At 34.4% G+C, this 23,232-nt stretch carries 26 protein-coding genes and 1 tRNA gene; 15 read left to right on the top strand and 12 right to left on the bottom strand.

Going from position 1 to position 23,232, the window contains the following annotated elements:
• Positions 1-45 precede the first annotated feature (45 nt).
• Together gldJ and AC061C_RS05220 are read left to right on the top strand one after the other, a co-directional pair.
• Entirely contained in the window at positions 46-1,731 is a 1,686-nt protein-coding gene (gene gldJ, locus AC061C_RS05215; RefSeq protein ID WP_309760042.1) for a gliding motility lipoprotein GldJ, read from the top strand.
• A 64-nt stretch (positions 1,732-1,795) separates the two neighbouring features.
• Positions 1,796-3,085 (top strand): UDP-N-acetylmuramoyl-tripeptide--D-alanyl-D-alanine ligase, encoded by a 1,290-nt coding sequence (locus tag AC061C_RS05220; protein WP_478290310.1) that lies wholly within the window; start codon positions 1,796-1,798, stop codon positions 3,083-3,085.
• A 118-nt stretch (positions 3,086-3,203) separates the two neighbouring features.
• Here the strand turns inward: AC061C_RS05220 and AC061C_RS05225 are convergent.
• Positions 3,204-3,278, bottom strand: a tRNA-Val gene (locus AC061C_RS05225).
• 85 nt (positions 3,279-3,363) lie between these two features.
• Positions 3,364-4,584, bottom strand: a complete 1,221-nt coding sequence (locus AC061C_RS05230) for a bifunctional folylpolyglutamate synthase/dihydrofolate synthase (protein WP_478290311.1) — start codon at positions 4,582-4,584, stop codon at positions 3,364-3,366.
• Positions 4,585-4,712: 128 nt separating this feature from the next.
• Here AC061C_RS05230 and AC061C_RS05235 point away from each other — a divergent pair, with 128 nt between their 5' ends.
• Entirely contained in the window at positions 4,713-5,408 is a 696-nt protein-coding gene (locus AC061C_RS05235) for a MotA/TolQ/ExbB proton channel family protein (protein WP_417969054.1), read from the top strand.
• 1 nt (position 5,409) lies between these two features.
• On the top strand, positions 5,410-5,805 hold the full coding sequence (locus AC061C_RS05240) for an ExbD/TolR family protein (RefSeq protein ID WP_196853583.1): 396 nt from the start codon (positions 5,410-5,412) through the stop codon (positions 5,803-5,805).
• A gap of 203 nt (positions 5,806-6,008) precedes the next feature.
• Here the strand turns inward: AC061C_RS05240 and AC061C_RS05245 are convergent, their stop codons facing one another.
• The 4 genes from AC061C_RS05245 to AC061C_RS05260 form a co-directional block, all read right to left on the bottom strand.
• The gene (locus AC061C_RS05245) at positions 6,009-6,908 is read right to left on the bottom strand and encodes an energy transducer TonB (protein WP_478290312.1); all 900 of its coding nucleotides are present in this window, start codon (positions 6,906-6,908) and stop codon (positions 6,009-6,011) included.
• A 193-nt stretch (positions 6,909-7,101) separates the two neighbouring features.
• Positions 7,102-8,328, bottom strand: a complete 1,227-nt coding sequence (locus AC061C_RS05250; protein WP_417943951.1) for a Glu/Leu/Phe/Val dehydrogenase dimerization domain-containing protein — start codon at positions 8,326-8,328, stop codon at positions 7,102-7,104.
• 89 nt (positions 8,329-8,417) lie between these two features.
• Entirely contained in the window at positions 8,418-9,002 is a 585-nt protein-coding gene (locus AC061C_RS05255) for a chalcone isomerase family protein (RefSeq protein ID WP_478290313.1), read from the bottom strand.
• 130 nt (positions 9,003-9,132) lie between these two features.
• Positions 9,133-10,215, bottom strand: coding sequence for an anhydro-N-acetylmuramic acid kinase (locus tag AC061C_RS05260; RefSeq protein WP_478290314.1), 1,083 nt, complete (start codon positions 10,213-10,215; stop codon positions 9,133-9,135).
• Positions 10,216-10,303: 88 nt separating this feature from the next.
• Here AC061C_RS05260 and AC061C_RS05265 point away from each other — a divergent pair, with 88 nt between their 5' ends.
• The 9 genes from AC061C_RS05265 (at position 10,304) to AC061C_RS05305 (ending at position 16,639) form a co-directional block, all read left to right on the top strand.
• A complete protein-coding gene (locus AC061C_RS05265) occupies positions 10,304-11,443 on the top strand; it encodes an acyl-CoA dehydrogenase family protein (RefSeq protein WP_309755427.1) in 1,140 nt (379 codons plus the stop codon).
• An 84-nt stretch (positions 11,444-11,527) separates the two neighbouring features.
• A complete protein-coding gene (locus AC061C_RS05270; RefSeq protein WP_478290315.1) occupies positions 11,528-12,205 on the top strand; it encodes a Crp/Fnr family transcriptional regulator in 678 nt (225 codons plus the stop codon).
• Positions 12,206-12,285: 80 nt separating this feature from the next.
• Entirely contained in the window at positions 12,286-12,885 is a 600-nt protein-coding gene (locus AC061C_RS05275) for a peroxiredoxin-like family protein (RefSeq protein WP_478290316.1), read from the top strand.
• 2 nt (positions 12,886-12,887) lie between these two features.
• Positions 12,888-13,346 carry a YHS domain-containing (seleno)protein gene (locus AC061C_RS05280; RefSeq protein WP_478290317.1) on the top strand — a complete coding sequence of 153 codons (459 nt, stop codon included), beginning with the start codon at positions 12,888-12,890 and terminating at the stop codon, positions 13,344-13,346.
• Between the two features lie 13 nt (positions 13,347-13,359).
• Complete coding sequence (locus AC061C_RS05285) at positions 13,360-13,740, top strand: DoxX family protein (RefSeq protein ID WP_478290318.1); 381 nt, start codon at positions 13,360-13,362, stop codon at positions 13,738-13,740.
• Between the two features lie 9 nt (positions 13,741-13,749).
• On the top strand, positions 13,750-14,238 hold the full coding sequence (locus tag AC061C_RS05290) for a DinB family protein (RefSeq protein ID WP_309755440.1): 489 nt from the start codon (positions 13,750-13,752) through the stop codon (positions 14,236-14,238).
• A complete protein-coding gene (locus AC061C_RS05295; protein WP_478290319.1) occupies positions 14,226-14,936 on the top strand; it encodes an NRDE family protein in 711 nt (236 codons plus the stop codon). The genes AC061C_RS05290 and AC061C_RS05295 overlap by 13 nt, the downstream gene beginning before the upstream one ends.
• A gap of 10 nt (positions 14,937-14,946) precedes the next feature.
• Positions 14,947-15,981: a D-alanine--D-alanine ligase gene (locus AC061C_RS05300; protein WP_478290320.1), complete on the top strand. Its 1,035-nt coding sequence runs from the start codon at positions 14,947-14,949 to the stop codon at positions 15,979-15,981.
• A gap of 4 nt (positions 15,982-15,985) precedes the next feature.
• A complete protein-coding gene (locus AC061C_RS05305; protein WP_478290321.1) occupies positions 15,986-16,639 on the top strand; it encodes a hypothetical protein in 654 nt (217 codons plus the stop codon).
• A gap of 203 nt (positions 16,640-16,842) precedes the next feature.
• On the opposite strand, the gene AC061C_RS05310 is transcribed toward AC061C_RS05305, so the two are convergent.
• Entirely contained in the window at positions 16,843-17,412 is a 570-nt protein-coding gene (locus tag AC061C_RS05310; RefSeq protein WP_478290322.1) for a GNAT family acetyltransferase, read from the bottom strand.
• Positions 17,413-17,542: 130 nt separating this feature from the next.
• Between AC061C_RS05310 and AC061C_RS05315 the strand changes: the two genes are divergently transcribed.
• Together AC061C_RS05315 and AC061C_RS05320 are read left to right on the top strand one after the other, a co-directional pair.
• Positions 17,543-18,220 carry an SDR family NAD(P)-dependent oxidoreductase gene (locus tag AC061C_RS05315; RefSeq protein WP_478290323.1) on the top strand — a complete coding sequence of 226 codons (678 nt, stop codon included), beginning with the start codon at positions 17,543-17,545 and terminating at the stop codon, positions 18,218-18,220.
• Positions 18,221-18,232: 12 nt separating this feature from the next.
• Positions 18,233-18,835, top strand: coding sequence for a SprT-like domain-containing protein (locus AC061C_RS05320; RefSeq protein WP_417969070.1), 603 nt, complete (start codon positions 18,233-18,235; stop codon positions 18,833-18,835).
• Between the two features lie 2 nt (positions 18,836-18,837).
• Here AC061C_RS05320 and AC061C_RS05325 read toward each other — a convergent pair whose 3' ends face one another.
• The 5 genes from AC061C_RS05325 to AC061C_RS05345 all read right to left on the bottom strand — a co-directional run bounded on the left by AC061C_RS05325 (position 18,838) and on the right by AC061C_RS05345 (position 23,230).
• Positions 18,838-19,599, bottom strand: coding sequence for an ABC transporter ATP-binding protein (locus AC061C_RS05325; RefSeq protein ID WP_309755457.1), 762 nt, complete (start codon positions 19,597-19,599; stop codon positions 18,838-18,840).
• Complete coding sequence (locus tag AC061C_RS05330; protein ID WP_478290324.1) at positions 19,596-20,345, bottom strand: MlaE family ABC transporter permease; 750 nt, start codon at positions 20,343-20,345, stop codon at positions 19,596-19,598. The genes AC061C_RS05325 and AC061C_RS05330 overlap by 4 nt, the downstream gene beginning before the upstream one ends.
• 67 nt (positions 20,346-20,412) lie before the next feature.
• Positions 20,413-21,261: a glycosyltransferase family 2 protein gene (locus AC061C_RS05335; protein ID WP_478290325.1), complete on the bottom strand. Its 849-nt coding sequence runs from the start codon at positions 21,259-21,261 to the stop codon at positions 20,413-20,415.
• 95 nt (positions 21,262-21,356) lie between these two features.
• Positions 21,357-21,881, bottom strand: coding sequence for a methyltransferase (locus AC061C_RS05340; RefSeq protein ID WP_478290383.1), 525 nt, complete (start codon positions 21,879-21,881; stop codon positions 21,357-21,359).
• 290 nt (positions 21,882-22,171) lie between these two features.
• Positions 22,172-23,230: a 3-oxoacyl-ACP synthase III family protein gene (locus tag AC061C_RS05345; RefSeq protein WP_478290326.1), complete on the bottom strand. Its 1,059-nt coding sequence runs from the start codon at positions 23,228-23,230 to the stop codon at positions 22,172-22,174.
• Between the last annotated feature and the right edge of the window lie 2 nt (positions 23,231-23,232).

Genomic DNA, 23,232 nt, shown 5'->3' on the forward strand with positions numbered 1-23,232 from the left:
TAATTATTATATTGCATCACTTAAATTATTACCTACTAAAAGAGTATGAAAGCAAACAAAATTATGGGCTTACGATTGATGGTATCGATCCTATTAGTAATTGGTTTTTCCAGTTGTAGTAAAAAGTCCAGCTCTAAAAATACCTCACGAGCAACCGGATGGAATATGGACAGCAAAAAAGCTGGTGCAAACAAAAAGCAACAAGCGGGACCAGGTTTGGTTTTTGTTGAAGGCGGTACGTTTACCATGGGTAAAGTAGAAGATGATGTGATGCATGATTGGAATAATGCTCCTACGCAGCAACATGTGCAGTCTTTTTACATGGATGAGACAGAAGTGACTAACTCTATGTATTTAGATTACCTAGATTGGTTGAAAAGTGTATACCCACCCACTGAAGAAAATTATAAAAACATATACGAAGGTGCCTCACCTGATACGTTAGTTTGGAGAAATAGATTGGGTTACAATGAAACAATGACAAACAATTATTTAAGACACCCATCTTATGCTGAGTATCCTGTTGTTGGAGTAAATTGGATTCAAGCAGTTGAGTTTAGTAACTGGAGAACACAACGTGTAAATGAAGCGCTTTTAGAAAAAAATGGATATTTAAAAAAGAATGCAAAGACCCTAGATGTAACAGCTGATGCTAATTTTGATACCGAAACGTATTTAAGCTCTCCTACTTCTACTTACGGTGGAAATGAAGAAATCGTCCTTAAAGGAAAAAAAGGAGGAAAAAAAGCACCCAAACCAGGTAAAGATGGTAAGGTTGTAGAAGCAAAAAATGTGTATGCACAACGTTCTTCTGGAGTTTTACTTCCTGAATATAGATTACCAACAGAGGCTGAATGGGAATATGCAGCTGCTGCAGATGTAGGACAAAGAGAGTATAACATTTACAAAGGGCAAAAAAAATACCCTTGGTCTGGTGGATATACACGTTCGGGTAAAAGACAAACTAAAGGAGATCAGTTAGCCAACTTTAAACAAGGTAATGGAGATTATGGTGGAATTGCTGGTTGGTCAGATGATGGTGCAGATATCACAAATGAAGTAAAAAAATACCCCGCAAATGATTTTGGATTGTATGACATGGCAGGTAACGTTGCTGAATGGGTTCAAGATGTTTACAGACCGATTATTGACAACGAAGCAAATGATTTTAATTATTTCAGAGGAAACCAGTATACCAAAAATAAAATTGGTGCCGATGGTAAAATTGAAATTGTTACTGCAGCCAATATGAAATTCGATACATTAAGTAATGGTAGAATTGTAGCGAGAAGATTCCCGGGCCAAATTGCTCAGGTTCCTGTTGATGAAAGAGAGACGTATTTAAGACAGAATTTTGACAAAAGTAACAATGTGAATTATAGAGATGGTGATAAACAATCTACCAGATATTATAATTTTGGTTCTTCAGAAGATGATACTGAAAAACAAAAAGATGAAAAAACCATGTACAATTCTCCTAAGCATAATGTAACAACAGATAGTTTAGGTAAAATGGTTCGTAAATATGATAAATCAAGCAAAAGAACAACTTTAATCAATGATGAAGTTAGAGTATACAAAGGGGGTTCTTGGAGAGATAGAGCGTATTGGCTAGATCCTGCACAAAGAAGGTATTTTCCTCAAGATATGGCAACTGATTATATTGGTTTTAGATGCGCAATGTCTAGAGTAGGACCAAAAGCAGACAGAAAAAAATCACCTCGAAATTAATTTTTTTATATCATAAAAATAAAAGCCCTTTGATTAGGGCTTTTATTTTTTTAAATCGTTTCAAATGGATATTAGTTACATTCATAGTTTATTTTTAAAATGTAAATCGGTTGTTATAGATACCCGAAAAATTGAATTAAACTCGCTATTTATTGCTATAAAAGGAGAGCGTTTTGATGCTAATACTTTTGCGCAAGAAGCTCTAGATAAAGGTGCTTCTTACGTGATAATTGACAATGACTCTTATTATATTGATGAAAGAACATTACTAGTTGATGACGGTTTAATTGCGTTGCAAAACCTGGCTAAATTTCACCGAGAATTTTTAAATATACCAATAATCGCTCTCACAGGAAGTAACGGAAAAACAACAACCAAAGAACTTATTCAAGTTGTTCTTTCTAAAAAATTCAATACAAAAGCAACAGTTGGGAATTTAAACAATCATATTGGAGTTCCACTGACATTACTTTCATTCCATTCTGAAACAGAAATTGGGATTGTTGAAATGGGCGCAAATCACCAAAAAGAAATTGAGTTTTTATGCGAATTAGCGAAGCCCGATTATGGTTATATAACTAATTTCGGAAAAGCTCATTTAGAGGGTTTCGGTGGTGTTGAAGGAGTAATTGCTGGAAAAAGTGAAATGTATAAATATCTTTCTTTCAACAAGAAACTTACTTTCATAAATTTAGAAGATCCCATTCAAGTTGAAAAATCAGTATCGTTAAAAACATATACTTTTGGTGTTAATAAAATAGATGCCGATGTAAATATTACAGCAGTTCAAGCGTGCCCTTTCGTCGCTATAGCCTATTCAGGTGTTACTATTCAGTCTCAATTAATTGGTTTGTATAACGCGAATAATATTAGTGCAGCTCTTGCTATAGGGAAGTATTTTGAGGTTGGAAATGATGCCATTAAAGAGGCTTTGGAGAGTTTCGTGCCAGAAAACAATAGGTCGCAAATAGTAAGTAAAGGAACCAATCAAATTATATTAGACGCTTACAATGCCAATCCTAGTAGTATGGCTGTAGCAATTGAGAATTTTTTACAACTAGAAAGTACCAGCAAAATAATAGTTTTAGGCGATATGTTTGAGTTGGGAGAAGAAAGTAATCAAGAGCATAAATCTTTAGTAGAAATGCTTCTGAATGAAAAAGAAGTCAAATGTTATTTTATTGGCACGGCGTTTTATAATAATAAACTTGAAAAAAGTAATTTCAATTTTTACAAAACATTCGAAGAGTTTTCAGTTGATTTGGCAGATACAGTGCTTATAGACAATACTATTCTCATCAAAGGATCGAGAGGAATGGCGCTAGAGCGAACTCTAGATTTTATACCCGGATAATTTTTTTGTTTTTCACAATACTTTAGAAAAGTAATATGTATTGTGAAAACAGATTAATTATTTTTATTATAAAAAAGTATGATATAAAAAAAAGGATACTTGAAAAAGTATCCTTTTGTGGGCGATGAGGGGTTCGAACCCCCGACCCCCTCGGTGTAAACGAGGTGCTCTGAACCAGCTGAGCTAATCGCCCGAATCAATTAAGTCACTTTCGTTTCCCTGATTGCGTGTGCAAATATACATCACTTTTCTAGATTTGCAAGTAAAAAACAAAAAAATTATAAAATTTCTGCTACTACAAAGGTGCTACCGCCAACGTAAATGAAGTCGGATTTTGAAGCTCTTTTAGTGGCTTGGTTATAAGCTTCTGAAACAGAATTATATACTTCGCCTTTTAGGTCGAATGTTGACGCTTTTTGCTGTAGTTGGAGAGCTTCGAGTCCACGAGGAATATTTGGTTTGCAAAAATAATAATGTGCTTTTTTGGGGAACAAAGGCAAGATTTCGTTTAAATCTTTGTCGTTTACAACACCTAAGACAACATGTAAAACTTCAAATTCTTCTTTTCCAATTTGTTTTATAACAATCTCAAGTCCATTTTTGTTGTGTGCAGTATCGCAAATAACTTTTGGAGAAGTATTCAATTGTTGCCACCTGCCTTGAAGGCCTGTGTTTTTAACTACCTGTAATAAGCCTGATTTTGTATTTTCAGGTGTAATCACAAATTCATTTTGGTTATTCAAGACACAAATGGTTTGTAAGACTGTTTTTTTATTGTGAAATTGGTAGGCTCCTATTAAGTCTGAGGGATAGTTTTCTGATATTAAATCAGAGGCAAAATGGATCTCCGAATGGCATTCTTTTGCTTTATCATAAAACACTGGTCTTGTTTCTGGCGCGTATTCTCCTATGACTACTGGTACATTAGGCTTGATGATTCCTGCTTTTTCGAAAGCGATGGCATCAAGAGTGTTTCCTAGAAATTGGGTGTGATCTAATCCTATATTGGTAATCACCGAAATTAATGGAGTGATAATATTGGTAGCGTCTAATCGTCCGCCCATTCCCACTTCAATAATCGCGATGTCTACTTTTTCTTTTTCAAAATATTCAAATGCAAGTCCAACTGTCATTTCAAAAAAACTCATGTCATTGGATTCAAAAAAAGTCTTATGCTGGTTGATGAAATCAGTTACAAAATCTTCAGTAATATCTTGGCCATTAATTTTGATGCGTTCTCTAAAATCCTTTAAATGGGGAGAAGTGTACAGTCCAACTTTATAACCTGCTTCATGCAAAATAGAGGCAAGCATATGTGATGTAGATCCTTTCCCGTTTGTTCCAGCAACGTGAATACACTTAATTTTTTTTTCAGGATTTTTAAGGTGATTAGATAGGAGGTAGGCGTTAGTCATATCTTTTTTATAGGCCGAGGCTCCTTGAAGCTGGTACATTGGGAGCTGATTAAACATCCAGGTTATTGTTTCTTGATAGTTCATTTGCGAATAAAATAGTAGTTGTTTAAAATATTTTTTGATTTTTTTAGTTTAATAGTACATCGAAAAGTATCTTTAGTGCAAAATTGAAATATTTTTTAGAATTAATGATTAAAATACAATAATATTATATGTTTAGTTTTATACAATTACAAGCCGACACCATTGCTAACGCTGCTTCAAATGTAGTTATCGAAAAAATTGCTCCAAATACCGAAATTTCCACTTTGGGATTCCTTTTAAAAGGAGGTATTTGGCTTATTCCAATTGGTATTCTATTGTTCTATACTTTTTATGTCATTATTGAACGGTATTTGTATATCAGTAAAGCCTCTAAGATAGACTCTTTGTTGATGCGTGATATTCGTGACAATCTTAATTCTGGAAATCTAGATTTAGCGCGTTCTATTGCTGAAAGAAATAATTCAGCTTCAGGTAATATTGTTAAGGAAGGAATTCTAGTTATTGGACGACCAATTGTCGAAATTGAGTCTAATATGGATCGCGCAGCCGATATTGAGATTGGAGAAATGGAAAAGCATTTAGGTCACCTTGGTCTTATTGCCGGAATTGCACCTACACTTGGGTTTATTGGAACCATATCAGGAGTTATCAAAATATTTTACAGTATTTCAGTAACAGAGAATATCAGTATTGGTAATATTTCTGGTGGACTATATGAAAAGATGATTAGTAGTGGTGCTGGATTAATTGTTGGTATTATTGCTTACAGCGGGTATCACTTGTTGAACGGTAAAATTGATAACTTTGCTCTAAAAATTCAAAAGCAAGTATTAGAATTTGTAAATATCATTCAAAGATCATAATATGTCTATAAAACGAAAAAGAAGATTTCATGCCGAGGTCGCGACTTCTTCATTAAGTGACATTATGTTTTTCTTGTTATTGTTTTTCTTAATCATATCAACGTTGGCCAATCCAAATGTGATCAAGATGACGCTGCCTAAAGCGCAATCAAATGAAAAAACAAACAAGCAATACATTAGTTTATCTGTTACAGAGGACAAAAAATTTTATATCGATAAACAACCTGTTTCATTCGAAGAACTCGAGACTACACTAATGTCAAAAATGGATTCAGCAAAAGACCAAACAGTTATTGTGAGAATTCCATTTAATTTGCAAGTACAAGATCTGGTAGATGTACTGCAAATAGGAGTGAAGAACAATCTTAAGTTTGTGATTGCTACGAGTCCGAAATAAATGAGATTATAAGTTTTTAAATCTTTCTATTTTTGGGCGTGACCACAATAAATAAAAGGGGCTAATCAACTTTATAGTGATTGGCCCCTTTTTTTATTCTAGTCGGGCTATTCGCAGTACTTCGGTACTTGCTTCTATCCCTCACGCAAATTCATGTAAGTGTTGAAAAGTGTCATTGTTACCTGTAAATAGGTGTTAACACATTAATTCAAATTGAAATTATAAACAATTTTGCCAACTTGTTTTTCAGGAGCATCGCTGCTAGCATCCCATCTCGTATTCATCGCTGCTATTTTTGCTTGTTCTAGCAAGCAACTGGCAGTGTTAGTAGTTCCTTTTATTCCTGCTATCGCACTAGTAGTTCTCCCGTTACGATCTACTGAAACTTCTACTACTACTTTTCCTTGTTCGTTACAAGTGTATTTTGGGGCTGGTTTAGATACTGCTTTTCGGTTTCCTAATGAATAACCAATTCCTCCTCCTGAACCACTTCCTGAACCACCACCACTTCCAGATCCATATCCGCTACCGGTTCCTACTCCGGTTCCAGTGCCGTTTCCGCCACCAGTTCCGCCACCAGAACCACCTGTTCCATAATAGCCATTAGAACTCAAGCTTCCGTTAGCTTTTCCTTTGTTTCCTGCTGCTTTGTCATCGCCATCGCCACCTTTATTAGAGCCTTTTAAGATACTGGATAAAGCATCATTAGTATTACTTGAAACTTTAGGTTTTACCGCAACCGGTTTAGTTTCTGGTTTTATGACAACGGTAGGTTTTTTGGTTTTTTCTTTAATCGGAATCACAACACTTTCTTCGGTACTGTTTTCTTGTGATAAAATAGCTTCTTCGGGAATTGATTTTGTTGGAACTTGCTTAGTTTGATTTTTTACTTCTAATACTTCGCTTTTGTAATTCGCACCCGAACCCAAGTCACTATCTCCAAAGTTTACTGTAACACCACCACCGCCACCACCGCCAGCAAGTTGATCGATGTTTGCGGGAGGCCAAAATCGTATGAAAAATAAAATTAACAACATTGTCGCATACAAAAGAATGGTAAAGACTAATGATTTCTTTTGATCTGATGAAATGGTGGAATTCATTTGTATTTTAAATTTTAAAAAAGTCTATTACTAAAAAACGTTGAAAAGTACTAAAAATTGTTTAGAGTAAAAAGCGACATTGGGATTATAAAAAAGAAGGGCTGGAGAAACTATCAAAAATAAGAAAGGGATCTAGAAGATTGTTACATCTACTAAATCCCTTATGTGATTCTTATTAAGAGTAATTTTTAAATTAAGTCAATTGCTTCAGTGCAATTTCAAAAGCAGTAGCGCTAATATTTGTTTTACTTGGATTTAATTGATAGGCTCTTTCTATCGCTTTTTTTATGATTTCAGAGGTGTCCAAGAAAATAGCCTCATCAGTCATTTGTACTTTCTTTTCCATGAAGTAGGCAAAAACGCGTGCCATACCACAGTTTGATATAAAGTCAGGAATTAAACTCACTTTGTGATCTACGTCTTCCATTATTGGTCCAAAGAAAATTTCTTTATCAGCGAAAGGAACATTGGCGCCACAAGAAATAACTTCAAGTCCATTGGCAATTAAACTGTCTATTTGGGATTGTGTTACCAATCTAGAAGCAGCGCAAGGCGTAAATATTTCAGCGCCAATAGACCATATTCTTTGATTGATTTCTTCAAACGGAATCATGTTCTCAGCAACCAATTTGTTTCCGTCTTTTGCCAGAAACAAAGCTCTTATTTCCTCAAATGAGAATCCATTTTCATTAATCAAACCGCCATCGCGATCAATGATACCAATTACCTGTGCACCCATTTCGGCTAAGTAAAAAGCAGCAGCAGATCCTACGTTACCAAAACCTTGTACAATAGCCTTTTTTCCTTTTACATCACCGCCATAAATAGCGTAATAATTACGAACTGCTTCGGCAACGCCGTAACCAGTAATCATATCGGCTACTGTATACTTTTTTGCAACATCAGGAGAAAATTTTGGATTTTCAATCACTTTTACTACGCCTTGACGCAATTGTCCAATTCTATTTATTTTATCAGCCTCTGTAGGTTTGAAGTGTCCGTTAAATACACCTTCTTGAGGATGCCATACACCACATTCTTCAGTCATTGGAATAACCTCGTGGATTTCATCAACATTTAAATCACCACCAGTTCCATAATAACTTTTTAATAATGGAGAAACGGCTTTGTACCAACGTTGCAAAACACCTTTTTTTCTTGGATCATTTGGGTCAAAATTAATTCCAGATTTAGCACCACCTATTGCGGGACCAGAAACAGAAAATTTGACTTCCATGGTCTTTGCCAATGACAAAACTTCATTCATATCCAACCCTTTTCTCATTCGAGTTCCACCGCCAGCTGCACCACCTCGCAGTGAATTGATCACAGTCCAACCTTCGGCTTCTGTTTCGGCATCTTTCCAATGGAAAACTATTTCAGGCTCTTTATTTTCGAATTTATTTAATAAATCTTTCATTTGTTGCGATATGTTTATTTTTGGCAAATATAAAAAAAGGAATTATGCGAAATGTTTATTGTTTTAAAAATTTGTAAAAGATTGTTTTCCTAATTTTTACCTAATAAAGCATCTTTTAAATCCTTATCAACTGGATTTTCTGACAACCAAATTCCGAAAAAAGCTTTTTTAAATTCAATACCTTTAATATTCCCTTTGTAGCTTTTGTTTTTTGTAATCCAAAGCGATTCATCAAGAGAATTGAAAGTTAATTCAAAGATGTCACCAATTTTAGTATCTTCAGTACTTAATAATGCTTCAAGTTCAGTAATCTCTTTGTTGAATTTTAACATTCCCTCAGCACCTACTGATTTCTCCATGCCTTTCGCTAAAGCTTTTGATAACTTTTTAGAGCTAATTAAAGAGGAAGTAATATGCAATGTGATTGCCATTTCAGTTTCACTGTCTAATATTTGCTTTGCATCTGACGAATATTTCGTTAAGTATAAAGCTTGAACATAAAGATCTGTAAAAAATTTTGAGCGCTCTCCTACGCCGTTCAATGCCAGTGTTTTCCCTTTAAAATCTAATGTTCTTGGAACTTGTACACCGTTCACTATAAAGTTTTGTTGTGCAGTAGCGTTGCTAAATTGTAATAATAGTACAAGGGTGATTAATGATACTAGTTTTTTCATAAAAATAAATTTTAGGGGTTTAATTAAAATACAAATGTACTGAACAATTTTAAATCAGTTGCAGTAATAAAAATAGGGATTCCATAAATAGGTGATGAAATTTGGGTTATAATTGATTGAATACTTAAAATTAGGAGGGAATATATTTATTTTGATAAATAACTCCAGAGCTGTGGTCCTTCAAAGCTCCTGTCACACTGCTCAGAACATTAATCTCTTGTCTTAATTTCAACACGCCAAGTAATGCAAAAATCAACGCTTCCTTGAATTCTAAAATTTCAGCAGGCGGAATTGTGATTTTCATTTCAGGTAAGTGAAATTGTATTCTTTCGATAAGAAAATCATTGTAAGCGCCACCACCAGTAATAAAAAGAGTTGCGTTTTTATTAGGTAAAGCCATTGCAATCTGCATGGCTACATGTTCTGCGAATGTATTTAAAAAGTCTACAATAGGTAAAGAATAGCTATTCATTATAGGAAAGATAGTTTCCTTTACAAATTCGAATCCAAGTGATTTTGGATGTTTTCTTTGATAGAACTTGACTCTGTTTAATTCATTTAGCAAGGAGTGATTGCAGGTTCCTGTTCTCGCGAGTGCGCCCTTATCATCATAATCCAAATCCAATTGATTGGCATAAAAATTTAAAACCGTATTCACTGGCGAAATGTCAAATGCTATTCGGTTACCATTCTGCTCAAAGGAAACATTAGAAAAGCCCCCTAAATTCATGCAATAGTCGTATTGTGGAAATAACATTTGATCACCAATAGGCACTAAAGGCGCACCCTGGCCACCAAGTTGAACATCTTGAACTCTAAAATCACAAACTACTGTTTGTTCTGTTTCAGTAGATATTTCTGCTAAGTTACCAATTTGCAGGGTAAGACCTTTTTGAGGTTGGTGTAAAACAGTGTGTCCGTGAGAGCAAACTGCGTCAAGGTTTTTTATGTTGTGTTTTTTGATAAAATTAGAAATAATCGAACCTAAATATTGCGTGTAGTCTTGGTTCAGATTTTCGAGAGCTGCATTCTTGAAAGATACTGCTATTTTCAATTTGTTTAACCAGTCAGCGGTGTAGGGTACGGTTTCAGAGTGTAAGATTTCAAATCCCCATTTATTATTTTGTATGGTAAAATCAATGTGTGCCAAATCAACTCCGTCAAGCGAAGTTCCAGACATAACTCCTATTACTTTATACTTTTCTTTAAACATAGGCTAAAATTACGAAAACGTTTGAAATCTGATATTTAATAATTACTTTTGTGGACGAATTTAAGAACAATTAATCTAGAACAAAAATATGGATTTTAATCTAACTGAAGAGCATTTAATGATTCAGCAAGCCGCTAAAGATTTTGCTGTAGCAGAATTATTACCGGGCGTTATTGAACGTGATGAACATTCAAAATTTCCTACGGAGCAAGTAAAAATGATGGCTGATTTAGGCTTTATGGGTATGATGGTAGATCCTAAATACGGTGGGTCAGGTCTAGACAGTATTTCTTACGTGCTTGCAATGACCGAAATTGCTAAAATTGATGCGTCTGCGGCAGTGATTATGTCTGTAAACAACTCACTAGTTTGTGCTGGGATGGAGAAATATTGTTCAGAAGAACAAAAAATGAAATATCTTGTGCCTCTGGCTAAAGGTGAAGTAATAGGAGCGTTTTGTTTGTCTGAGCCAGAAGCAGGAAGTGATGCAACTTCTCAAAAAACGACAGCAATTGATAAAGGCGATCATTATTTGTTAAACGGAACTAAAAACTGGATTACAAATGGAAGTACTGCATCAACCTATTTAGTAATTGCACAAACAGATGTTGAAAAAGGACATAAGGGTATCAATGCTTTTATAGTTGAAAAAGGTTGGGCTGGTTTTGATATTGGTCCAAAAGAAAAGAAAATGGGAATTCGTGGTAGTGATACACATTCACTTATGTTTACCGATGTAAAGGTTCCGAAAGAAAACAGGATAGGTGAGGATGGTTTTGGGTTTGCTTTTGCAATGAACGTATTAAACGGAGGTAGAATCGGTATTGCATCTCAGGCATTAGGAATCGCAACAGGAGCTTATGAAATAGCTTTGAAATATTCAAAAGAAAGAAAAGCATTTGGAAAAGAGATTTTCAATCATCAAGCGATTGCCTTTAAATTAGCGGATATGTACGTAAAAGTTACTGCTGCTAAATTATTAGTAATGAAAGCTGCTTGTGAAAAAGATGAAGGTAAAGATATTGCGCACTCTGGTGCAATGGCAAAATTATATGCTTCAGAAATTGCTCTTGAGGTAGCTAACGAAGCGGTTCAAATTCATGGAGGAAACGGTTACGTAGCTGAATATCATGTAGAGCGTATGATGCGTGATTCTAAGATTACACAGATATACGAAGGTACTTCAGAGATTCAACGTATCGTTATTTCAAGAGGTTTGGTTTCGTAAAGAGAATAAAATAGCTGTTTAAGCCCTTTCTAATTTCGGTTAGAAAGGGCTTTTTTTTTAATACATTTACTAAAATAAATTTTTATGTACGAAGATTTAAAGTATTGGTATTTGCGTGATCACAAATTGTTTAGAACGTTGAGTTTTGGACAAATCAGACAATTGTGTATTATTACTGGTTTTAAAAAAGCGCAAAAAGGCGAAATTATTTATTTTTCTTCATCAGATTTGCCAAGAATTTTTTTGCTTAAAAAAGGGAATATAAAGATTGTTGCAGTTGATGAAGACGGAAACGAAACTATAAAGGATATTATTCAAAAAGGAGATTTATTTGGAGAATTGACTCTGGAGGCAGACAGCCAAGTCAATGAATATGCAAAAGTGCTTTCCGATGATGTTGCTATTTGTAGTTTTCTAATGTCTGATTTTGAAGATTTATTACTTAGAAATCCAAGTCTTGCATTGTCCTACACAAAGTTTGTAGGTCTCAAGATGAAACGCATTAAGAACAGTTATGCTAATCTGATTTCTAAAGATGCCAAAACCAGATTGTTTCAGTTCCTAAAAGATTGGGCTGATCAAGAGGGCGAAAGAGTAGGGAATAAAGTTGTTATTGAAAATTACCTGACCCAAAACGATATTGCACAAATCATTTGCACTTCGAGACAGACCGCTACCCATTTGCTGAATGAAATGGAAACAAATGGCACTATTATTTACAGTAGGAAAGAAATAATAATAACAGACATCAGTAAATTGTAATTATTTTACTTGAACTGTAACATAGCCGACAAATCATTTCGAAATAGCAAAGTAGTTTTACAACTTCAAAATGTAACACTATGAAAAAAATAATTTGTCTGGCATTTATGGCAATTGGATTATCTGCTCATGCCCAAAATAATTTACCGAAACTAGCGACAGAAATCGCTCCGTTACTTATTGGTGAAAAAATCCCTAATGTCACTTTGAAATCTGTAGAAAATACAGATGTTGATTTAACGGAACTAATCAGTAAGAAAAAAACAGTTTTAGTTTTTTACCGTGGTGGTTGGTGCCCTTACTGTAATGCTCATTTAGCAGCTTTGGCTGAAGCCGAAAAAGAATTACTAGATTTGGGATATCAAATTATAGCAATAAGTCCTGATGCTCCAGCAAGCTTGAAGGTTACGAATGATAAAGAAAAATTAAATTATTTGTTATTGTCAGACAGTACAGGCGAATTATCGAAATCCGTGGGTATTGCATTTCAAGCTCCAGAAAATTATAAGGCTACAATTGCTAAAGGTTCTGATGGTGTGAATAATTCTTTTTTGCCCGTACCGGCAGTGTTTCTTTTAAATGTAAATACTGAAATTGAATTTGAACACATCGCACCAAATTTCAAAAATAGAATTTCAAATGATTTGTTGATTGCTGTTGCAAAATCTTTAAATAAATAATCATGAAAAAGCTATTGTTTGTTGTATTTGTATTGTTTGCACTTTCTGGCTTTGCGCAAAAGGCCAGCAAACGAATGACTCATTTTAATCTCGAAAAAAATGTGGCTATTCAAGGTTATGATCCTGTGGCTTATTTCAAACAAGGAAAAGCCCTTAAAGGCAGGAAAGAAATAGCCGCAACGTATGAAGGCGTGGTTTATTATTTTTCGATGCCAGGTAATAAAGAATATTTCTTAAAGAATCCTTCAAAATTCGAGCCCCAGTATGGAGGTTGGTGTGCTTTTGCAATGGGCGACTCTAATGAAAAAGTGTCTGTAAATCCTGAAACTTACAAAATTATTAATGGGAAGTTGTATCTGTTTTACAATGCTTTCTTTAATAATACATTGAAAATTTGGAACAAAAATGAATCTGGATTGATGATGAAAGCCGATTCAAATTGGAATAAAATAATAAATTAAAAAAATAGAAATCATGAAATTATCTCTTTTTTTCTGGTTGCTGAGACTTACGGCAGCAGTAATTTTAGCGCAAACATTGTACTTTAAATTTATGGCGAGTGAAGAATCTGTTTATATTTTTTCAGCTTTAGGAATAGAACCTTATGGGAGGATTGGTACTGGAATTGCCGAGTTAATTGCGGTAATTTTGATTTTAATACCAAGAACCACGTTGTTTGGCGCTGTAATGGGTTGCGGTATACTGGTTGTTGCGATTTTTGCTCATCTGTTTGTGCTTGGAATTGAAGTAAAAAATGATGGCGGGACGCTTTTTATTTTGGCGTTAATTGCTTTTCTTTGCTGTATTGCTTTAGTTTTTAAAGACAGAGCTAAAGTAATGAATTTACTGAATTAAAACTTAAATATGCTAATACCTTCTATTAATAATAGTTTAAATGAACTGATTGATTTGCTGAATCAATTGTCACAAAAAGAATATTCTAATTCTTGTACGGAACTGAGTAATGCAACTATTGGTGAGCATACTAGGCATATTATTGAGATGTTTCAATGTCTTGAAAATCAATATGATTTAGGTGTTGTTAATTATGACAAAAGAAAACGCAATGTTCTGATTCAAACTGACACTGAATTTGCAATTCAAAATATAGTGTCAATTCAACAAAATTTAGAAAAAGAAAATAAAAATATCGAGTTGTTACAAATTATTGATGGCGAAGAAATTCGTATTGAAAGCAACTATTTTAGAGAGTTGCTTTATAATTTAGAACATTGTATACATCATCAAGCGCTAATAAAGGTTGCAATATTACAATGTGAAACAGTGACAATTGATCCTAATTTTGGCGTAGCCAGATCTACCATAGAATATAGAAATCAATGTGCACAGTAAGTTTTGTACAATCGAATGATACTATTATCATTACTTCAAATCGGGACGAAAAAACACTAAGACCAAGTGCAATACCACCAAGAAGTTATACCGTAAATGGCAAAAATCTTATTTTTCCCAAAGATCCAAAAGCAGGAGGAACGTGGTTTGTTGCTAATGCTGACGGAGTAATTTTGGTACTTTTAAATGGTGCTGATGAAAAGCATGAAGTACAATTTCCGTATCTAAAAAGCCGTGGCTTGATTGTTTTAGAAATGATCAGCAGCGCATCGCCAAAGGATTTCTGGAATGAAATTGATTTGGAAAACATAGAACCTTTTACATTAGTTTTATTTCAAAAAAAGGCGCTTTTTCAATTGCGCTGGAACGGAAAAGAGAAAGAGACTGTTACTTTGGATGTAAATAGAAATCATATTTGGTCTTCAGCGACATTATATCCAGCAGCAATTCGGGAAAAACGTGCTAGTTGGTTCCATACCTTTATGAATCAGAATTATGAAATTTCAGAGTCGGAAATGTATGATTTTCATCGCTATACCGAAGAAGGGAACGATGAAAATGGCTTAGTTATCAATAGAAATAACGAAATGAAAACCTTAAGTATTACTCAAGCTGTTATGAAGGAAAATAAAGTGAGTATCTTGCACTATGATTTGATTGCCCAACAAGATTTTTCGACTTCATTTATCACAGTTTAAAAAATACATTTTGAAACTATTTTTTCATAAAATTACCCACTGGGAATATTGGCCTTTCCAGATTGTATATATTCCTATTTATTTTTTGTGGTCCTATTATTCGATCAAGGCAAAGTCTATTTTTTTCTTTAATGCTTCTAATCCCACTATAAAAAATGGAGGTTTTATGATGGAGTCCAAAAAAGAAATCTATGATTTGATACCGCAACAGTATTATCCTAAAACGGAGTTAATACAGGAAGGAACTGCTCTGGAAGAAATTTTAAATACGATTCAAGGATCAAAAATAAAATACCCCTTGATAGCTAAACCAGATATAGGACTGCGAGGATCTGGAGTCAAAAAAATTAACACTGTTCAGGATTTAAAAGAATATGCTGAAAAAGCAAATTTCAATTATGTGGTGCAGGATTTAATTCCGTACAAGAATGAAGTTGGAATCTTTTATGTGCGGTATCCTCATGAAAAAGTAGGCAGAATTACAGGGATTGTTTCCAAAGAATTTCTGATTATTACTGGAAACGGATTTTCGACCGTAGAGGAATTAATCAAAGAAAATCCGCGATACGAAATGCAATTAAAGGTTTTGAAACAAGAATATGGTGCAAAGTTGTTTGAAATTCTCCCAAAAGGCGAACAATTAAATTTAGTGCCGTACGGGAATCATGCTCGAGGAGCAAAATTCATTGATGGAAGTCATTGGATAACTCCAAAATTGACACAAACCATTAATGAAATGTGTTTGCAAATTCCAGGTTTTTATTTCGGCAGATTAGACGTCATGTACAATACTATCGAGGAATTAGAGCAAGGGATTAATTTTTCTATTGTTGAGCTAAATGGTGCTGCAAGTGAACCCACACATATTTATGACCCTCAACATTCACTGTTTTTTGCATGGAGAGAACTCGCGCGTCACATTACGTACATGTATGAAATAAGTGTGGCCAACCATAAAAATGGCGCTACTTATTTATCGCATAAGGATGGAATGAAAGAGTATAGAATGCACCTAGTGCAGAGCAATAAAATTGTAAATTTCTAAAATTATGAAAGCTATAAAGAACATTTTTATTGGTTTTTTAGTGAGCTTTATTGGTTCTATACCGCTAGGTTATTTAAATGTAATTGGTTTCGAAATATATTCAAAACTAGGAGTAAGTAATTTGATTTTATTTTTATTGGGTGTTGTATTTGTAGAAATGTTTGTCATTTATTTCACGTTGATTTTCGCAAAACAATTGGTTAGCAACAAAAAACTAATGAAAATCATTGATTTTTTGGCTATTTTATTTCTCTTTATAGTAGGCTATTCTTTTTTCGCTAGCTCCAATAAAACAATGGCTGAAGAAGGAATTTTAGAAAAATATGCTTCCTATTCTCCGTTTTTAATCGGTTTTTTTTTAAGCGCAATTAATTTTTTACAAGTACCATTCTGGACTGGTTGGAATCTCTATTTAATGAATGGGAATTATATTTCGATTGAAGGTAAGTTGAAACTGTTTTATATTGTAGGAACTTTGGTAGGTACATTTACAGGTATGCTAAGTTTAGTTTTGATTCTAAACGTCTTGTCTCAAAACACTACAAGCTTTTCTAAATATGTCATACCTGTGGTTATTCCATTGTTTTTTGTAGCCTTAGGTCTCTTTCAAATGGTTAAAGTGTATAAAAAATATTATCGAACTAAAACTATCCTATAAAAATTTAGGTATCCCTACTGTAGAATACAAACCTCATTTATCTTAAAAAAAGTATTTGTATTTTTTTCCTAATTTTATAGTTTTCTGCTAACATGGTGAATTATTCAAACGATAGAGAGAGTTGATAAAACTATTGAAGTTGCAAATAAAGTTATAGAAAAAGTTGTTATCAACACTAGAAACCATTTTGCTTTAAATAGCCTTTACGAAACGGCACTGTTCATTTCGTAAGCTAGAATAAAATAGTCATTATTATTGAATTGAAAGTCACTAATAATAGTCCAATTTAGTTTTTCGGTATGTGCTTTTGTCGAAGGGATATTGCTTTTGTTAATAAAAGTCAACCCTAGCGGATATTTAGTGAGCATGTGTATTCTCATGAATTCAAAAAGTGGCGTTATCAATCCATTTCCGCGATATTCTTTATGAATGCAAATCGGTCCGTATTGAAAACTATTAGTCAACGTAATGTTAAATTCTAGAAATTTTAATTCGGGAAGTAATGTACTCATGTAATCAAAAATGGGCCACTGCTTAAAAAAATCCCAACTTCCTGCAAAAATGTACCCAATGATTTTGTTGGCGTCCTTGGCAACAAACAATTCTTGTTTTTGAATAACTTCATGAAGTTGTGGTATTATAAATGGCGTGGTTACAAATCCAGCAGTTTTTTCGACTTCAGTTAGATTTGCAACAAGATATAATTCTTGCAAGGCCAATACCCCTTCAATGTCGTTGATTTGAGCAATTTCGAATGTTACGTTTTCTGTCATCTTGAAATAGTTTGGAGTATGATATCTAAATCAAAAATAGCAAAATTAACTTGATTTTTTTAATATTTATGGTCCAACAATCTTGATGCGAAGCAGTACTTTTTATGTTGTTTTTGTTTATTTTTGTGTCATGAAAAATATTATTATTACTGGAACTAGTAGAGGAATTGGGTTTGAATTGGCGTTGCAGTTTGCGAAAGCTGGTCATCAAGTATTGGCTATTTCTAGAAACATTCCGCAAGCTTTATTAAGTAATGAAAAAATTAGCTGTCTTTCGGTAGATTTATCAAATGAATCGGAGTTGAATAAAGTAAATGAGTTTCTGGCCAAGTCTTGGAAACAAGTTGATGCAGTTATCCATAATGCGGGAAGTTTATTGTTGAAACCTTTTCTAGAAACCACTCAGGAGGATTTCGAAAGCATTTACAAAGTCAATGTTTTTGGAGTTGCTAATTTAACACGAGTTTGTTTGCCGTACTTGCAAAAAGGGAGTCATGTTGTGACTATAAGTTCTATGGGAGGCATTCAAGGAAGTTTAAAGTTTGCGGGATTAGCAGCATATAGTTCGAGTAAAGGAGCTGTAATCACCTTGTCAGAATTATTAGCTGAGGAGTACAAAGAGCGTGGCATCTCCTTTAATGTTTTGGCATTAGGTTCCGTGCAAACCGAAATGCTGGAAGAAGCTTTTCCAGGCTATCAAGCGCCTATATCAGCGAATGAAATGGCAAATTATATTTATGATTTTACTTTAACTGGAAACAAATACTTTAATGGAAAAGTATTGCAAGTTTCTTCAACAAATCCGTAATTCTGAATTATTTTGATCGAAACGCTTGCTAAATTTCTTCCTGATCACGCTGTCAAACCTGCATTTGAATTGATTGTGACACATGGTGTTCATTTAAAAATTGTGAATGAACGCGCTACACGTCATGGCGATTATAGGAAAGGATTAAGTGGTAAACATGAAATAACAGTTAATGGGAGCTTAAATAAATATAGGTTCCTTATGACTCTTATTCATGAAATTGCGCATCTAGTAGCTTTTGAGAAATACGGTCGTAATATTAAACCGCATGGTCAAGAATGGAAACATACTTTTCAGCAATTAATGGTACCATACATTCGGCCAGAAATTTATCCTAATCATTTATTACCCTTGCTAGCAAGACATTTTAGAAATCCAAGTGCTACCAGCGATACCGATACAACTTTGGCATTGGCCCTGAAACAGTACGATAATCAAAATGATAAAAATTATGTTTTTGAAATTCCGTATGGAAGTGTTTTCCGAATTAAAAATGGAAAAATTTTCAAGAAAATAGCAGTAAGAACCAAACGTTTTGAATGTCTGGAAATGAGTTCTGGAAAAACCTATTTATTCAATCCTAATGCTGAGGTTGAGTTGTTAAAATCGAGTTAGCGTTACTCTTTCAAATACGCTTCTCGTACTTTTTTGAATAAATTGGAAGAATAAACAAAGGCAACGACAGCCTCATTATCGGTTCTGAAAATTTCTTCTTTGTTTCCTTCCCACGCTTTTAAGCCATCTTTTAAGAATAGAATTTTCTCTCCAATTTCCATCACAGAGTTCATGTCATGTGTATTTATGACCGTTGTGATGTTATATTCTTCGGTGATTTCTTTAATCAAATTATCAATTAATATAGCGGTATTTGGATCTAAACCCGAGTTGGGTTCATCACAAAACAAGTATTTTGGATTGTTCACAATGGCACGTGCAATGGCAACCCTTTTTTGCATTCCTCCTGAAATTTCTGAAGGTAATTTTTTATGTGCATCTGTCAAATTGACTCTTTTTAAAACGAAGTCAACACGTTCTTGAATTTTTGCATTGTTGTCTTTGGTAAACATTTTTAAAGGAAAACCCACGTTCTCAGCAACTGTCATGGAGTCAAACAAAGCACTTCCTTGAAATACCATGCCGATTTCAGTTCGTAAATCTCGTTTTTCATCTGGATTTAGCTCAGAGTACACGCGACCATCAAAACATATTTGTCCTGATTCCGGAGTATGTATTCCCAAAAGACTTTTTAGCAACACCGTTTTTCCAGATCCACTTTGTCCAATAATCAAATTTGTTTTGCCTGTTTCAAAAACAGTAGAAACTCCTTTCAGAATTTTAATGCCACCAAATGATTTTTCTATATTTTTTACTTCTATCATGATCCTAATAACAATTGCGTTAATATATAATTGAAAAGTATGATGGTCACAGAGGTCCAAACAAAGGCGACGGTACTGGCACGACCTACTTCGAGTGCGCCACCTTTCATGTAGTAGCCATGAAATGAAGGTATGGTTGCTAGCAACATGGCAAAAATTAATGTTTTAAGAAAAGCATAAACGATATGAAAAGGAATAAAATCTAGTTGTGCACCATTTATAAATTCTTCACTTGAGGTAAATCCACCATATACACCGGCCATCCAACCACCAAGAACACCTAGAAACATTGCGATTCCAATTAGGAACGGATACAATAATAGCGCTATTATTTTAGGAAACACAAGATAATTTAGAGAATTGACACCCATCACTTCTAGTGCATCAATTTGCTCCGTAACGCGCATGGTACCGATACTAGACGTTATAAAAGAACCCATTTTTCCAGCCATAATTACTGAAATGAAAGTAGGAGCAAATTCTAAAATAACGGATTGTCTTGTAGCAAAACCAATAAGGTATTTCGGAATTAATGGATTGGTCAAGTTTAGTGCAGTTTGTATGGCGACAACTCCCCCAACAAAGAACGAAATGAAGGCTACAATACCTAGGGAATCAATCACCAAATCGTCAATTTCTTTAAAAATTAGATTTCTCATAACGGACCATTTGGTCTGTTTGTTGAAAATTTCTTTTAGCATGAGGAAGTATCTTCCTATTTGCGTAATATATCGAATGAGCATCATAGTGTTGTGATTATGGGCTAATTTACAAAATTAGTTAGGAGTTATACTTCTTGTGTACTTAGTTTAGTTAGAAAATTTTTTCTTTCATTTTCTTCAGACGGTAATTTCGAATGAATTTAGCTTGTTCTTCAGTTACTAATAAAGGAGTTCTGGCAGCTTTCGCTTTCCAAAAACCCTTGATGTAGTCTAAAAAAAGTAAAGGTTTTTTCTTCATTAGGGCTAATTTTGCCGAAGCAATAGCTGTGATTATAAATCCGTATCCCAAAGTGTAAAACGCTTCGCCTTGCTTGTAACGCGCTGTTTTGTTGTAATTTGCTCCTGTAGGTTTCAAGTGCTTTACTTGCAAAGTAGCATCGGTTACCACTTTCCAATTATAGAATTTACAGAGTAGTTCGTCAACGGTATCCCAGCCCATTTGAGCTTTTAAGCCACCTATTTGTTGGAATGTTTCTTTTCGGTATGCTTTTAAGGCGCCGCGAATATGGTCTTTGTCGGTTAAGTTTTCAAGAATCCACTCTCCATTTTTTTCGATATAACAAAATCCACCTGCCATACCAATGCGAACATCTGATTGAAAATGCTTGTTGATAGTTTCCAGATAATTTAGGGGGAAAATTAAATCGGCATCTGCCTTCATGATTACATCATAGTTTGCATCTACTGATTCAAGTCCTGTGTTAAAAGCTTGAATGACTTTGCTTCCTGGCAAATGTATGGCGCTTGATTTTTTTTCAACTAAAGTGATAAAAGGATGATTTTTGGCATAAGCCAAAACTATTTCGGCTGTTTTATCTGTAGAATTATCATTGACAATCACCACTTTTTTAGGCAAAAGCGTCTGAGATATCAAAGAATCCAAAGTTAATGCAATAAATTGCTCTTCATTATGAGCGGGTATAACTATGTAATAATCCATTAGTTGTATATTTTGCTTGTAAGCCTTAACGAGTATTGTGAAAGTTTAAAACTTTGGTAAAGCTGTCTTTGTTATTTCAGAGCTAAAAGGAAGTTCTATGAAATTCTTTCTGCGTAAACGATATAATACCTTGGTGTGAAATAGCGTAGTAAGGGTCTAAAACCAATTTTTTTTACAGGATGTGTAAATTTTTCCCGAGCGGTAATTTTCCATCCGGTTTTTTCTAATAACCAATCCAATTGCCAATCTTCAAATTCGTGGTAATGCCGATCCCACATATCTGTTTTACTGCGATAAGCTGGAGAAAACCACAAACGGAGCGGAATAGAAATAAGTAATTTGTCGCACTTTACGTTTTCTAAAATAGTATAAGGATTTAGTAAATGTTCAAAAATTTCAAAAGCGGTAAATACGGTGTAGCTTTCTGTTTGAAGTGCAGTTTGATTAATGTCTAAATCTTCTCCATTTGTATTCTTTACCAGATAGCCATTCTCTTCCATTATTTTTGAGAATGGATTTGGAACTCCTAAATCAAATAGTATTTCAGATGTAGGAATGTGTTTTTTTAAAAAGTCTAAAGTATGTTTGAATCTTTTATTAGGAAATGTTTTTTCGTACATAATTACTGTTAGTAATGGAGCAATTTCTTGCTCACTGTCGGGGTTATTTTTATAGAGACAACAATGATGTTTTCCTCCATTTGCGCCCACAAAGATAGTAATAAATGTGTTTTTGAAGATAGTTTTTTAGCCCGGATAGCAACGAAAATCCCGGAAGTAAAAAACATAGTTTTTTAAGGCGCAAAAAGCGACTAAAAGAAGCTTTCTTGCGCCTTAAAAAAACAAGTTTTGTAGTGAGGAATTGCAGTGAATAGCCGGATTAGCTCCTGATAATACTCTGCTGCAGCCTATTAATATCTGTAAACGAATGCGTTGATGTTCATTCCAGCGCCAACGGAAGCAAAGAGCAAAATATCTCCTTTTTTGATGGACTGATTTTCTATTTCGCCCCGAATTAGTAAGTCAAAAAGGGTAGGAACCGTTGCGACACTGCTATTTCCTAGTTCGTGGATGCTCATGGGCATAATGTCTTTAGGAACTGATCTGTTGTATAATTTGTAAAAACGATGTATGATTGCCTCATCCATTTTTTCATTTGCTTGGTGGATCAGGATTTTTTTTACGTCGTCAATGCCAATTCCGCTGGCATCCAAGCAACTTTTCATTGCTGCGGGAACTTGGCTCAAGGCAAACTCATATATTTTTCGGCCGTACATTTTGATGTAACGAGTGTCTGGATCTAAATCTGAATTATAGGATTTTCCAAAAAACAAATAGTGTGCTTCGTCGATAGCGTAAGTTGCACTTTCGTAGGATAACATTCCAGTTTCATCCTCTGAAGCTTCGATGATGGAAGCACCTGCGCCATCAGAGTAGATCATGGAATCTCTATCATGTGCATCCACTACTCTAGAAAGTGTTTCGGACCCAATTACCAAGCATCGTTTTGCCATTCCTGATTTGATGAAAGCATTGGCTTGAAGTACACCTTCAATCCAACCCGGACAACCAAAAAGAATATCGTATGCGACACATTTTGGGTTTTTAATTTGAAGTTTATTTTTGACGCGTGTAGCTAAACTCGGAATCATATCCGATTGAGTAGTACCGTATTTTACATCGCCAAAATTATGGGCAAAGATGATGTAGTCAATAGTCTCTGGATCGATTTCTGCATTTTCTATTGCTTTCTCAGCTGCAAAAAACGCCAAGTCTGATGAGGTTAAATGATCTTCAGCATAGCGTCTGTGTTCGATTCCAGTAATGCTTTTAAATTTTTTAATTACGACTTCGTTAGGATAGCCAAAAGCTGTTCCATCTTCATTTAAAAAAACATGTTCGCCAAAGTCAGTATTGCTTACTTTTTTCTTAGGAATATAGCTTCCTATTCCAGCTATTTTTATTTTCATTG

Source organism: Flavobacterium sp. GNP010 (assembly GCF_056428945.1).

What these genes read in the sequence shown, in the direction of transcription:
- gldJ (WP_309760042.1), top strand. Translation starts at nt 46, where the DNA reads ATGAAAGCAAACAAAATTATGGGCTTACGATTGATGGTATCGATCCTA.
- AC061C_RS05220 (WP_478290310.1), top strand. Translation starts at nt 1,796, where the DNA reads ATGGATATTAGTTACATTCATAGTTTATTTTTAAAATGTAAATCGGTT.
- AC061C_RS05230 (WP_478290311.1), bottom strand. Translation starts at nt 4,584, where the DNA reads ATGAACTATCAAGAAACAATAACCTGGATGTTTAATCAGCTCCCAATG.
- AC061C_RS05235 (WP_417969054.1), top strand. Translation starts at nt 4,713, where the DNA reads ATGTTTAGTTTTATACAATTACAAGCCGACACCATTGCTAACGCTGCT.
- AC061C_RS05240 (WP_196853583.1), top strand. Translation starts at nt 5,410, where the DNA reads ATGTCTATAAAACGAAAAAGAAGATTTCATGCCGAGGTCGCGACTTCT.
- AC061C_RS05245 (WP_478290312.1), bottom strand. Translation starts at nt 6,908, where the DNA reads ATGAATTCCACCATTTCATCAGATCAAAAGAAATCATTAGTCTTTACC.
- AC061C_RS05250 (WP_417943951.1), bottom strand. Translation starts at nt 8,328, where the DNA reads ATGAAAGATTTATTAAATAAATTCGAAAATAAAGAGCCTGAAATAGTT.
- AC061C_RS05255 (WP_478290313.1), bottom strand. Translation starts at nt 9,002, where the DNA reads ATGAAAAAACTAGTATCATTAATCACCCTTGTACTATTATTACAATTT.
- AC061C_RS05260 (WP_478290314.1), bottom strand. Translation starts at nt 10,215, where the DNA reads ATGTTTAAAGAAAAGTATAAAGTAATAGGAGTTATGTCTGGAACTTCG.
- AC061C_RS05265 (WP_309755427.1), top strand. Translation starts at nt 10,304, where the DNA reads ATGGATTTTAATCTAACTGAAGAGCATTTAATGATTCAGCAAGCCGCT.
- AC061C_RS05270 (WP_478290315.1), top strand. Translation starts at nt 11,528, where the DNA reads ATGTACGAAGATTTAAAGTATTGGTATTTGCGTGATCACAAATTGTTT.
- AC061C_RS05275 (WP_478290316.1), top strand. Translation starts at nt 12,286, where the DNA reads ATGAAAAAAATAATTTGTCTGGCATTTATGGCAATTGGATTATCTGCT.
- AC061C_RS05280 (WP_478290317.1), top strand. Translation starts at nt 12,888, where the DNA reads ATGAAAAAGCTATTGTTTGTTGTATTTGTATTGTTTGCACTTTCTGGC.
- AC061C_RS05285 (WP_478290318.1), top strand. Translation starts at nt 13,360, where the DNA reads ATGAAATTATCTCTTTTTTTCTGGTTGCTGAGACTTACGGCAGCAGTA.
- AC061C_RS05290 (WP_309755440.1), top strand. Translation starts at nt 13,750, where the DNA reads ATGCTAATACCTTCTATTAATAATAGTTTAAATGAACTGATTGATTTG.
- AC061C_RS05295 (WP_478290319.1), top strand. Translation starts at nt 14,226, where the DNA reads ATGTGCACAGTAAGTTTTGTACAATCGAATGATACTATTATCATTACT.
- AC061C_RS05305 (WP_478290321.1), top strand. Translation starts at nt 15,986, where the DNA reads ATGAAAGCTATAAAGAACATTTTTATTGGTTTTTTAGTGAGCTTTATT.
- AC061C_RS05310 (WP_478290322.1), bottom strand. Translation starts at nt 17,412, where the DNA reads ATGACAGAAAACGTAACATTCGAAATTGCTCAAATCAACGACATTGAA.
- AC061C_RS05315 (WP_478290323.1), top strand. Translation starts at nt 17,543, where the DNA reads ATGAAAAATATTATTATTACTGGAACTAGTAGAGGAATTGGGTTTGAA.
- AC061C_RS05325 (WP_309755457.1), bottom strand. Translation starts at nt 19,599, where the DNA reads ATGATAGAAGTAAAAAATATAGAAAAATCATTTGGTGGCATTAAAATT.
- AC061C_RS05330 (WP_478290324.1), bottom strand. Translation starts at nt 20,345, where the DNA reads ATGATGCTCATTCGATATATTACGCAAATAGGAAGATACTTCCTCATG.
- AC061C_RS05335 (WP_478290325.1), bottom strand. Translation starts at nt 21,261, where the DNA reads ATGGATTATTACATAGTTATACCCGCTCATAATGAAGAGCAATTTATT.
- AC061C_RS05340 (WP_478290383.1), bottom strand. Translation starts at nt 21,881, where the DNA reads ATGTACGAAAAAACATTTCCTAATAAAAGATTCAAACATACTTTAGAC.
- AC061C_RS05345 (WP_478290326.1), bottom strand. Translation starts at nt 23,230, where the DNA reads ATGAAAATAAAAATAGCTGGAATAGGAAGCTATATTCCTAAGAAAAAA.